The sequence below is a fragment of the Neomesorhizobium albiziae genome (genome assembly GCF_900114255.1).
In the GTDB taxonomy this organism is placed as follows: domain Bacteria; phylum Pseudomonadota; class Alphaproteobacteria; order Rhizobiales; family Rhizobiaceae; genus Neomesorhizobium; species Neomesorhizobium albiziae.
In genome coordinates this window covers 45671-56781 of sequence record NZ_FOSL01000001.1, presented here as the reverse complement: position 1 = coordinate 56781, position 11111 = coordinate 45671, and the positions used below count along the sequence as shown (strand labels likewise).

The window sequence follows — 11111 nt, the reverse complement described above, 5'->3', positions numbered from 1 at the left end:
TTCCCTGCCTTTTCTTTTCAAGCGGTGGTTTTCGCGTAACCTTGCGTCATGTCTCGTCTGTTTCGCGCCAGACATGCACTCGCAGCCGGCGTCTCTTTGGCGCTGACCGTTATTGCTGCCTCGGCAGGCCGGGCCGCCGAAGCGGTCGACATCGAACTGGTGCTGGCCGTCGATGTTTCCTTGTCCATGTCGCCGGACGAGCTCGACATCCAGAGGCGGGGTTACGCAGCGGCGCTTACCCACGACAAGGTTTTGCAGGCGATTGCCGACGGCGTGCATGGCAAGATCGCGATCACCTATTTCGAATGGGCCGGCAGCACGTCGCACCACGTCATCGTGCCGTGGACGACGATTGCTTCGCCTGCCGATGCCGAGCGGGTGGCGTCGCAGCTTTCGGCCCAGCCGCCCAACAGCGCGCGGCGGACCTCGATCTCCAGCGCGCTGGAGTTCGGCGCGGATTTGTTCGCCGAGAGCCAGTTTCAGGGCTTGAAACGAGTGATCGACGTTTCGGGGGACGGGCCGAACAATCAGGGGCCGCCGGTCGATATCGTCCGCAACGACGTGATCCGGCAGGGAATCACCATCAACGGCTTGCCGTTGATGACCAATGGCGGGCTGACAAGCGCCTATGATGTCGACGATCTCGACCAGTACTACACTGATTGCGTGATCGGCGGGCCGGGCGCCTTCATGGTGCCGGTCAATGACTGGTCGCAGTTCCCCGAAGCCGTGCGCCGCAAGCTGGTGCTCGAACTCGCCGGGCCTACGTCCAGGCAATGGGCCGAGGAGGAAGCGCTTCACCCGCCGATCGTAAAGGCGCAGGCTACACCGGTTTATGACTGTCTGATCGGCGAAAAGCTGTGGCAGGACCGTTCCTGGATGTGGGACAACCGCTGACGGTTTACGCACAAGCGGCATCCTTTTTTCACCACGATCTTTTGCTGCTTTTCCGGACGCTGGCTTTCGGCTGGAATCGTGCCATCTGCTTACTTGCAGGGCCCGACCACTACCGCCGATTTCCGGCATGCGGCTGCGGGACGGCGGCTGCAAACATGCAATTTCATGCTGATGAGGGAATGACTGGAATGAAGAAAACCGCAATTCTGGCCATGGTGGTTTCGGGGCTGGCTGTCGGCAGCGCCAGTGCGCAGGATTATGGCGATGCCTGCCTGATGTTCGAGCATGCCGGCTTTCGCGGCGAGGTCATCGCCATGGCCCCGGACCAGCGCGTCAGCTTCCGGGCCGGCCAGTTCTGGAATGACGCGGTGTCCTCGGTGAGGGTGGCGCGCGGCTGCACGCTGGTGATCTTCGAGCACGCGCGCATGCAGGGGGCATCCGCCGAAATTTCGCGGCGCGTGCCCAATCTGGGCCGGCGCTGGAACGACCGTATCTCGTCGGCCGAATGTTATTGCGACGACTACGACAACTATTGAGCCTCAGTGTATCGCATAACGCGTCCACGCGGGGGCGCGTTGTGCCCCGGTACTTCTAACGCGAACTCGGTCCGCCGGTGCGCGGCGAGAACAGCAGGATCGCCACCCCCAGCAAGCCTGATACCAGCGAGCCGCTGAGGATACCCACTTTCAGCGCGCCCTGCATGGCAACTGCGTCCGGGAAGGCCAGCAGGCCGATGAACAGGCTCATGGTGAAGCCGATGCCGCACAGGAAGGCGACGCCGAGCAGGTGACGCATCGAGGCATTCGCCGGCATGTCGGCAAGACCGAAGCGGATAGCCAGCCAGGCCGTGCCGAACACGCCGATCAGCTTTCCTAGGACCAGGCCGAGGGTGATGCCGAGTGTCAGCGGCTGGAGAAAGTAAGCCGCCGAGATGCTGCCGAGCGGCACGCCGGCATTGGCGAAGCCGAAGACCGGGATGACAAAGAACGAAACCGGCTTGTGCAGCGCATGCTCCAGCGTGTGCAGCGGCGAATCCGCGGGATGGTCCTGCACGCCCGGCGTGCGGCCGAGCGGGATGGTCAGCGCCAGGGCAACGCCGGCCAGCGTGGCGTGGACGCCGGATTTCAGCACGACCACCCACAGAAGCAGGCCGAGCACGAGATAGGGCGCAAGCCGCATGACGCCGAAACGGTTGAGGGCGACGAGCGCGGCAAGGATGGCGGCGGCCGCCGCCATCCAGGCGAGCGAAAGGCCCGAGGTGTAAAACAGCGCGATGATGATAACGGCGCCGAGATCGTCGATGATGGCAAGCGCTGTAAGGAAAACCTTCAGCGAGGCAGGCACGCGGTTGCCGAGCAGCGACAGCACGCCCAGCGCAAACGCGATGTCGGTGGCGGTGGGAATGGCCCAGCCGCGCAGCGTTTCAGGACTGTCGCTGTTCAAGGCGACGAAGATCAGCGCGGGAGCCGCCATGCCGCCGGCAGCCGCAATGCCGGGCAGAATGCGCCGCGGCCAGGTGGAAAGCTGGCCGTCGAGGAATTCGCGTTTGATCTCCAGGCCGACCAGCAGGAAAAACACCGCCATCAAGCCGTCGTTGATCCAGTGCGCGACGTTGAGCGGGCCGAGATAGGCCGACAGGGCGGAAAAATAGGATGGCGCCAGCGGCGAATTCGCAACCACCAGGGCAAGTGTCGCCGCCACCATCAGCACGATGCCGCCGGCGCTTTCGCTGGTGATGAATTCGCGAAACGCGGATTGGGGGTGTTTGGCGTGTGGGCTCATGCGCCGGCCTTTCCGTCGGGTCGGCCGCTGCGGCCATTCGCGTCGAACCTAGCAGCCCCTCCGGCCCGCTACCACCGGCAGCATCGTCGCAGTTCCGAAACGGCGGGGTTGCGCCGAGCCTCTAAGCGCTGGGATCTCAAGGGTTCACTCCCCGCACTTCAAGTCTTTGATATTTACGCGTGTCGTTTATCGCAAAATCGCTGCGCCTTTTTGCGTGACATGCTTATGCGGCGAGAAGCTGCTTGCGGTCGACGCGCTCCTGCTGCGGCGAGCGGGCGTAGAGTTCGCGGTAGCATTTCGAAAAATGCGACGCGGAGACGAAACCGCAGGCAACGGCGACCTCGACCACCGGCATCGACGACTGGATCAGCAGGTGACGGGCACGGTCGAGCCGGATTTCCAGGTAGTAGCGGGCCGGCGACCGCCCCATCTCTGTGCGGAACAGGCGCTCGATCTGGCGGCGCGAGAGGCCAACCTCGTCGGCGATCTCGATCAGCGACAGCGGCTCGGAGAGATTTGCCTCCATCAGTTCGATGATGGTCAGCACTTTCGCGTTTTGCACGCCCAGACGCGCGCGCAACGGCAGCCGCTGGCGGTCTGTCGGGCTGCGCACCCGGTCGGTCAGCACCTGCTCGCAGACGCGGTTGACGAGATTCTCGTCGAAATCGTCGCCGATCAGCTTCAGCATCATGTCGAGGGCGGCGGTGCCGCCGGCGCAGGTGTAGATGTTCTGGTCGACCTCGAAGAGATCGGCAAAGACATTGGCCTTGGGGAAGGCTTCGGAGAAGCCTGGCAGGTTCTCCCAGTGGATGGCGCAGCGCTTGTTGGAAAGCAGCCCGGCCGAGGCGAGCACATAGGCTCCGGTGCACAGGCCGCCGATGGCGACGCCGCGATTATATTCCTCGCGCAGCCAGGCGAAGGTCGACTTGTTCTGGTAGGTCTCGACATTGATGCCGCTGCAGACGACCACCATCGAGGGGCGGTCGGAGCCGGACATCTTCTTGCGTTCGTCTTCAAGCGAAGTGTTGACCGCGCATTCGACGCCATTCGAGGCCTGCACCGGTTTGCCGTCGAGGCTGGCGAGGCGCCATTTGTAAGCCTCATAGCCGAGCATCCGGTTGGCGATCCGCAGGGGATCGAGCGCCGTCGCAAAGGCGACCATGGTGAAATCGGGGACGAGGAAGAAAACAAGCGATCTTTTGATCGGATGCCTGATGACGTTCAAGGGGTCCTCACACGGCGGCAATGTCGCTGACAGGATGTCGCGATCAGCAAAGCGTCATCAGGAAAGATGTTTGCTGTCAATGGGGTGGGTGACGTTGCGGCATCAATATTTGCGACATTGCCTGGTTTGCCGCACTGCGGCTGCCGACCTGCGAGCAGGCCATGGCGGCACGATGCGGACGACAAAACGCCGCGCCGTGGCAAGGCCAGGGCGCGGCGTTCATGCAGTCGGCCGGCAGGGAAGCGGCCGGAAACGGGATGTCAGTTGACGAGGACGCCGAGACGCGCGCCCGCCATGGCAGCCGTCTGGCCGGGCATGGTCTTGCCGAGGCGCTGGCGCTCAAGGGCGGTGGTCAGGTTGGAGTCGCGGCGGCCGAAAAAGCGAGAGAAAAGTTTCATGACACGTTATCCATGCAGCTGAGTTACACGGGGTGCCTTCGCATAGTCGCCTAAGGAGTGGGGCAGCTCGTTTGATGACGCTGATATAGTGGTTGTGCGGCGCACACAAAGTGGAAAAAGCGAAGCGCTTGATATGAAAAGCGACACGAAAAACGACACTTTTTCGCCAATTCCGCCGAAATGCTGTTTATTTACAAGGCAGTAGGCTGATTTTTAAGGCGCTATGCGCCTATTTCATGTGCGTCATGCGTGCAGTGCATGACTGGGTCGGCGATGCTGCACCGCAGGAAGAGCAAATCCTGCGGTGCAGGCGAGATCGCGACCATCGGCGATCACCGGTAGTCGGACCGGGTCGAATTCCTGGTGAACTGGCGGCCTTCATTGCTGTCGGGCCAGCCGATGTCCTTCTGGATTTCGATCGGCAGCGAGCCGACGATGCGGCGGGTGCGGGCTTCGTCGCGGGCTGAACGCCACTCGGCGGCGATTGTGCTCAATGTTGAATAAACAGACATGTTCCTTCTCCTCTCTGTTGCGGCGGGCATTTCCCAACTCGCATCTTGACTATCTCCCGGTATTGATGTTCAATCAATCGAAATGAAGTGATCGTCCTGTTCAGAAAAATTGAAGAGCAAAGCCGATGACCGCACCACTCAATCACCCGCTGCCATTGCTCGATCTCGACGTGCTGCGCACCTTTGTGGCGATTGCCGAGACGGGCAGCTTCACCACCGCCGCGAATGCCGTGTTCCGCACGCCCTCGGCGGTCTCGATGCAGATCAAGAAGCTTGAAGATATCCTTGGCCGTTCGGTGTTCGCGCGCGACGCGCGCTCGGTGACACTGACGACGGATGGCGAGATGCTGCTCGGCTATGCCCGCCGCATGCTGGCGGTGAACCGGGAGGCGGTGTCGAAATTCATCATTCCCGACATCACCGGCGTGGTAAGGCTGGGGTCGCCGGACGACTACGGCGAGCGTGTGCTGCCCAACGTTCTCAAGCGTTTTGCGCAATCGCATCCCTCGATCGCCGTCGACGTCATCATCGACCAGAGCAGCAATCTGCGCCGCCGCATGGACGACAGGGCCCTGGACATCACGCTGCTCACCAATTCCAGCAAGATCGATGCCGCGGGCGCCGAAGTGCTGCTTACCGAACCGATTGTCTGGGCGGGCGCCAAGGGCGGCTGCGCACATATGCGCGAACCGCTGCCGGTCTCGGTTTGGGAGGAGGGGTGCGCCTGGCGGGCAGGGGCGCTCGAGGCGCTGGGTCGCGACGGACGCAATTATCGCATCGCATATATGAGTGCGCATACGGCGGGCCAGCGCGCCGCGATCATGGCCGACCTTGCGGTCGCGCCGCTGCCGAAATCCTTTATCACCAACGATATGGTGGAACTCGGCCCCAAGGCAGGCCTGCCGACGATCGGCAACTACAGCCTGGCGATGCTGGTGGCACCCGACGCGCAGGCGCCGGTAAGGGCTGCGGCCGACCATATCCGCGCTACCTTCGAGACGTTCAAGGAAACGGGGAAGTTCTGACCATGGACGCGGGGGGCGGAGCACGCCGCCTCCGCCTCGCGAATCGGCGGCGGGATGGATCGCTGTCCTGAAGAGGGGATGGTGGGCGATGACAGGCTCGAACTGCCGACATCTTCGGTGTAAACGAAGCGCTCTACCAACTGAGCTAATCGCCCTATCCGCGCGGACGTTTAAGCGGTTCCAATCGCGACCGCAAGGATAAATCGAAGTGCCGCAGGGTGAGCTTCATGCGGCTTTGCCGACTTCTCAAAAAAGCGTGATAGAGATGTCGGAAAGCGTGTTTGGCACGCTTGACACTCCACATCGAACCCCTTAATCCACCGCTCACCGACGCAACGCCTTGTTGCCGCCGGTAATGCGCGGGTGTAGCTCAGTCGGTTAGAGTGCCGGCCTGTCACGCCGGAGGTCGCGGGTTCGAGCCCCGTCACTCGCGCCATTTCTCCTCAAGGGTTTTGGACCCTTGCCTCCAGTAAGCTTCAGCTTTTAGCCGTCCTGGTACGACATTGGTTCGCCGGTCGCGGGTTTGTTTCGGTCCGCCTGCCGGCGTGTCCGTGCATCTGCTTTGCAGCGGAACCGCGTTCGCAAGTCGTTGATTTGGCCAATAAAGTTGAGTGAAAAAGTCCATATTTATTTGGGTCATGGTTCGGCCATGATGGACTTGCGCTGCCATGTCGCCTGCGCTAACCCTCGCCGCACTGCAGCAAGGCCGACGCGCGAAGGGCTGTTCCAGCCAAACTGTCGCGGTTCCGAAATCCGGTCCGATGCTGTAGTTATGGCGGATCGACCGCCAACGGAAAGTTGGACCATGAACGAACTCCTCAGTTCATATCTGCCCATCGTGATCTTCATCGGCGTCGCGCTCGCCGTGGGTCTGGCGCTTATTGTGGCGCCGTTCCTGGTCGCCTACCGCAACCCGGATCCGGAAAAGCTTTCGGCCTACGAATGCGGCTTCAACGCCTTCGACGACGCGCGCATGAAATTCGACGTGCGCTTCTATCTCGTGTCGATCCTGTTCATCATCTTCGACCTCGAAGTGGCGTTCCTGTTCCCGTGGGCGGTGTCGTTCGGCCAGATCGGCATGCTCGGCTTCTGGTCGATGATGGTGTTCCTCGCCGTGCTGACCATCGGCTTCATCTACGAATGGAAAAAAGGAGCGTTGGAATGGGATTGAACGACGCTTCCAGCACGCTTGTCGCACCGCGGCCGAAGGGCATCATCGACCCCAATACCGGCAAACCGATCGGTGCGGACGACCGCTTCTTCGGCGACCTCAACAACGAACTGTCCGACAAGGGTTTCATCGTCACCTCGTCTGAGGCGCTGATCACCTGGGCGCGCACCGGCTCGCTGATGTGGATGACCTTCGGACTGGCCTGCTGCGCCGTCGAGATGATGCATATCTCGATGCCGCGCTACGATGCCGAGCGCTTCGGCATCGCGCCGCGCGCCTCACCGCGCCAGTCCGACGTGATGATCGTCGCCGGCACGCTGACCAACAAGATGGCGCCGGCGCTGCGCAAGGTCTATGACCAGATGCCGGAGCCGCGCTACGTCATCTCGATGGGCTCCTGCGCCAATGGCGGCGGCTACTATCATTATTCCTATTCGGTGGTGCGCGGCTGCGACCGCGTCGTGCCGGTCGACATCTATGTGCCCGGCTGCCCGCCGACCGCGGAAGCGCTGCTCTACGGCATCCTGATGCTGCAGAAGAAGATCCGCCGCACCGGCACGATCGAGCGCTGAGAGACGATCATGAGCGAAGCCCTCGACACTCTCGCGGCCCACCTCAAGGCTAAGCTGGATGGCAAGATCCGCGATGCGGTGATGGCTTATGGCGAGCTGACCGTTTCGGTCGATGCCGCCGACATCGTCGCGATGCTCACTTTCCTGCGCGACGACAAGCAGTGCCAGTTCGTGTCGTTCATCGATGTCAGCGGCGCCGACTATCCGTCGCGGCCGAACCGCTTCGATGTCGTCTATCATCTGCTTTCGCCGCGCCAGAATGTGCGCGTCCGCGTCAAGCTGACGACCGACGAGGTGACGCCCGTGCCTTCGGTTACCGGCGTCTATCCCGGCGCCGACTGGTTCGAGCGCGAGGCCTACGATCTCTACGGCATCCTGTTCTCCGGCCATCCGGACCTGCGCCGGCTTTTGACGGATTACGGTTTTGAAGGCCATCCGCTGCGCAAGGATTTTCCGCTCACCGGCTTTGTCGAAGTGCGCTTCGACGACGAGATGAAGCGCGTCGTCTACGAGCCGGTCGAGTTGAAGCAGGAATTCCGCAATTTCGATTTTCTCAGCCCCTGGGAAGGCACCGATTATGTGCTGCCGGGGGATGAGAAGGCGAAACAGTGAATAGTGAGTGGTGAATGGTGAATGGACGAAAGGGCGGACCAGATACGCGACTACCGCGATCTGATCGTCTGGAAAGAGGCGATGGAAATCGCCGAACTGGTCTATTCGCTCACTCGCGCCTTCCCGCGCGAGGAGATGTTCGGCATGTCGTCTCAAATGCGTCGCGCCGCCGTCTCTATCCCATCCAACATCGCGGAGGGTTTCGGTCGGGCGCAACGCAGGTCGTTTGTGCATTTCTTGCGGATTGCGCAGGGTTCATTGAAGGAACTCGAAACGCAAACATTGCTATCCGGCCGTGTGGGTCTTCTGTCGGCGGAGCAAACTGCCGATCTGATGACGCGCTCGGAAAGGTTGGGGAAGCGATTCGTGCAGTTCGTCCGATCACTCAGTCAGACGGAGAATGGAGAATGACCATTCACCATTCACCATTCACCATTCACGGCGGATCGATCCATGGCTGAAACCTCTGTCCGTAACTTCAACATCAACTTCGGCCCGCAACATCCGGCCGCGCATGGCGTTTTGCGCCTTGTGCTGGAGCTCGACGGCGAGGTTGTCGACCGTGTCGACCCGCATATCGGGCTTCTGCATCGCGGCACCGAAAAGCTGATCGAAGCGAAGACCTATTTGCAGGCGATCCCGTATTTCGATCGCCTCGACTATGTCGCGCCGATGAACCAGGAACATGCGTTTTCGCTGGCTGTCGAGCGGCTGCTCGGCATCGATGTGCCGAAGCGCGGCCAGATCATCCGCGTGCTCTATTCCGAGATCGGCCGCATCCTGTCGCATCTGCTCAACGTCACCACGCAGGCGATGGACGTCGGCGCTCTCACCCCGCCGCTGTGGGGCTTCGAAGAGCGCGAAAAGCTGATGGTGTTTTACGAGCGGGCCTGCGGCGCGCGCATGCATGCGGCCTATTTCCGGCCGGGCGGCGTGCACCAGGACCTGCCGGATCAACTGGTCGAGGATATCGGCAAGTGGATCGACCCGTTCCTGCAGACGGTGAAGAACCTCGATGACCTGTTGACGCCGAATCGCATCTTCAAGCAGCGCAACGTCGACATCGGCGTCGTGTCGCTGGACGATGCATGGGCCTGGGGTTTTTCGGGCGTCATGGTGCGCGGTTCGGGCGCTGCCTGGGACTTGCGCAAGTCGCAGCCCTACGAATGCTATTCGGAGATGGATTTCGACATCCCGATCGGCAAGAACGGCGATTGCTACGACCGCTATCTCATCCGCATGGAAGAGATGCGTCAGTCGGCGAAGATCATGCGGCAGTGCGTCGATCTCCTGCTTGGCAAGGAGAAGGTCGGGCCTGTGTCCAACACAGACGGCAAGGTGGTGCCGCCGAAGCGTCCGGCGATGAAGCGTTCGATGGAAGCGCTGATCCATCACTTCAAGCTTTACACCGAAGGCTATCGCGTGCCGGCCGGCGAGGTCTATGCGGCGGTCGAGGCGCCGAAGGGCGAGTTCGGCGTCTACCTCGTCTCCGATGGCACCAACAAGCCGTACCGCTGCAAGCTGCGGGCGCCCGGCTTCGCGCATCTGCAGGCGATGGACTTCCTGTGCCGCGGCCACATGCTGGCCGACATCTCCGCCGTCCTCGGCTCCCTCGACATCGTGTTTGGTGAGGTCGACCGTTAAATGAGTGTCCGCCGTCTCGCAGAAGCCAGCGTCCAGCCAGCGTCATTCACCTTCAACAAGGCGATGACCGCGCAGGCGAAAACCTGGATCAAGAAATACCCCAAGGGGCGTGAACAGTCGGCCGTGATCCCGCTGCTCATGCTGGCGCAGGAGCAGGAAGGCTGGGTCACCAAGGCGGCGATCGAAAGCATCGCCGACATGCTGGAGATGCCTTATATCCGCGCGCTTGAAGTGGCGACCTTCTACACGCAGTTCCAGTTGAAGCCGGTGGGCACGCGCGCCCATGTTCAGGTGTGCGGCACCACGCCCTGCATGCTGCGCGGCTCGGAAGCGCTGATGGACGTCTGCCGCTCGAAAATCCATCACGACCAGTTCCACACCAATGAGGCCGGTACGCTGTCGTGGGAAGAGGTCGAGTGCCTCGGCGCCTGCGTCAACGCACCGATGGTGATGATCTTCAAGGACACGTTCGAGGACCTGACGCCGGAGCGCCTGGCCGAGATCATCGATACGTTCGAGGCCGGCAAGGGCGGTTCGGTGACGCCCGGCCCGCAGAACGGCCGCATCTATTCTGCGCCGGAATCGGGCCTCACGTCGCTTAAGAGCGAGAAGCCGATCCTGAAGGCAACGCGCGCGAGGGAGAGCAAGGCGGCCGTCAGGGCAGAGGCACAGGTCCCGCCTTCGAATGCGGCAAAGCCGAAGACCGACGCGCCCGAGACCGATCCGGCCCTGAAGGCGCCAGCCAAGTCGGCCAAGAGGCCCGCACCATCTGCCGAGACGGCGTCGCCGGCACCTAAATTCAGCGCCGTCCAGGCAAACAAGGCCGAACCCGCCGTGGAAGCCGTCGAAAACAGGCAGCGCAAGGGCGCTTCGCGCAAGGCGGCTCCCGAAGGCGCATACACGTCTCCGGAAATGCTGAAGGGCGAGCCGATCGGCGCTGGCGGCAAGAAGGCCACGGCCAAGCCGGCGAAGCCCTCGCTGGAGGACAAGAACCGTCCCGCCGGCATTGCGCGGCCGTCTGCCGTCGATGACCTGAAAATGATCTCCGGCGTCGGTCCGAAGATTGAAAAAACGCTGCATGATCTCGGCATCTTCACCTATGCGCAGGTGGCTTCGTGGAAGAAGGCCGAGCGCGAATGGGTCGACGGCTATCTGAGCTTCCATGGCCGCATCGAGCGCGAGGACTGGGTGAAGCAGGCCAAGGCGCTCGCCAAGGGCGGGGTCGCCGAGTACATCCGGGTTTTCGGCAAGAAGCCGGTCTGAGGGACGAACA

13 protein-coding genes and 2 tRNA genes are annotated in these 11111 nt (G+C 62.0%); 10 read left to right on the top strand and 5 right to left on the bottom strand.

Going from position 1 to position 11111, the window contains the following annotated elements; translation table 11 throughout:
* The first annotated feature begins 48 nt into the window (after nucleotides 1-48).
* Nucleotides 49-897: a DUF1194 domain-containing protein gene (locus tag F3H98_RS00295; RefSeq protein WP_149757116.1), complete on the top strand. Its 849-nt coding sequence runs from the start codon at nucleotides 49-51 to the stop codon at nucleotides 895-897.
* 188 nt (nucleotides 898-1085) lie between these two features.
* On the top strand, nucleotides 1086-1433 hold the full coding sequence (locus tag F3H98_RS00290; RefSeq protein WP_149757114.1) for a beta/gamma crystallin family protein: 348 nt from the start codon (nucleotides 1086-1088) through the stop codon (nucleotides 1431-1433).
* Between the two features lie 55 nt (nucleotides 1434-1488).
* Here F3H98_RS00290 and nhaA read toward each other — a convergent pair whose 3' ends face one another.
* The 4 genes from nhaA to F3H98_RS00275 form a co-directional block, all read right to left on the bottom strand.
* Entirely contained in the window at nucleotides 1489-2679 is a 1191-nt protein-coding gene (gene nhaA, locus F3H98_RS00285; protein WP_149757112.1) for a Na+/H+ antiporter NhaA, read from the bottom strand.
* Nucleotides 2680-2902: 223 nt separating this feature from the next.
* Nucleotides 2903-3841 carry a GlxA family transcriptional regulator gene (locus tag F3H98_RS00280; RefSeq protein ID WP_348524431.1) on the bottom strand — a complete coding sequence of 313 codons (939 nt, stop codon included), beginning with the start codon at nucleotides 3839-3841 and terminating at the stop codon, nucleotides 2903-2905.
* Nucleotides 3842-4164: 323 nt separating this feature from the next.
* Entirely contained in the window at nucleotides 4165-4302 is a 138-nt protein-coding gene (locus F3H98_RS30940) for a hypothetical protein (protein ID WP_188130290.1), read from the bottom strand.
* A 332-nt stretch (nucleotides 4303-4634) separates the two neighbouring features.
* Nucleotides 4635-4814 (bottom strand): hypothetical protein, encoded by a 180-nt coding sequence (locus F3H98_RS00275; protein WP_149757108.1) that lies wholly within the window; start codon nucleotides 4812-4814, stop codon nucleotides 4635-4637.
* 125 nt (nucleotides 4815-4939) lie between these two features.
* Between F3H98_RS00275 and F3H98_RS00270 the strand changes: the two genes are divergently transcribed.
* On the top strand, nucleotides 4940-5839 hold the full coding sequence (locus F3H98_RS00270; RefSeq protein WP_149757106.1) for a LysR substrate-binding domain-containing protein: 900 nt from the start codon (nucleotides 4940-4942) through the stop codon (nucleotides 5837-5839).
* 79 nt (nucleotides 5840-5918) lie between these two features.
* Here F3H98_RS00270 and F3H98_RS00265 read toward each other — a convergent pair.
* Nucleotides 5919-5994: transfer RNA gene (locus F3H98_RS00265), tRNA-Val, on the bottom strand.
* A gap of 204 nt (nucleotides 5995-6198) precedes the next feature.
* On the opposite strand from F3H98_RS00265, the gene F3H98_RS00260 reads away from it, so the two are divergent.
* The 7 genes from F3H98_RS00260 (at nucleotide 6199) to F3H98_RS00230 (ending at nucleotide 11101) form a co-directional block, all read left to right on the top strand.
* Nucleotides 6199-6275, top strand: a tRNA-Asp gene (locus F3H98_RS00260).
* A gap of 369 nt (nucleotides 6276-6644) precedes the next feature.
* Complete coding sequence (locus F3H98_RS00255) at nucleotides 6645-7010, top strand: NADH-quinone oxidoreductase subunit A (protein ID WP_149757104.1); 366 nt, start codon at nucleotides 6645-6647, stop codon at nucleotides 7008-7010.
* On the top strand, nucleotides 7001-7582 hold the full coding sequence (locus tag F3H98_RS00250; protein WP_149757102.1) for a NuoB/complex I 20 kDa subunit family protein: 582 nt from the start codon (nucleotides 7001-7003) through the stop codon (nucleotides 7580-7582). The genes F3H98_RS00255 and F3H98_RS00250 overlap by 10 nt, the downstream gene beginning before the upstream one ends.
* Before the next feature lie 9 nt (nucleotides 7583-7591).
* The gene (locus F3H98_RS00245) at nucleotides 7592-8194 is read left to right on the top strand and encodes an NADH-quinone oxidoreductase subunit C (protein WP_149757100.1); all 603 of its coding nucleotides are present in this window, start codon (nucleotides 7592-7594) and stop codon (nucleotides 8192-8194) included.
* A 21-nt stretch (nucleotides 8195-8215) separates the two neighbouring features.
* Nucleotides 8216-8605 (top strand): four helix bundle protein, encoded by a 390-nt coding sequence (locus F3H98_RS00240; RefSeq protein WP_149757098.1) that lies wholly within the window; start codon nucleotides 8216-8218, stop codon nucleotides 8603-8605.
* A gap of 42 nt (nucleotides 8606-8647) precedes the next feature.
* Nucleotides 8648-9838, top strand: coding sequence for an NADH-quinone oxidoreductase subunit D (locus F3H98_RS00235; protein ID WP_149757096.1), 1191 nt, complete (start codon nucleotides 8648-8650; stop codon nucleotides 9836-9838).
* Complete coding sequence (locus F3H98_RS00230) at nucleotides 9839-11101, top strand: NADH-quinone oxidoreductase subunit E (RefSeq protein ID WP_149757094.1); 1263 nt, start codon at nucleotides 9839-9841, stop codon at nucleotides 11099-11101.
* Nucleotides 11102-11111: the final 10 nt, after the last annotated feature.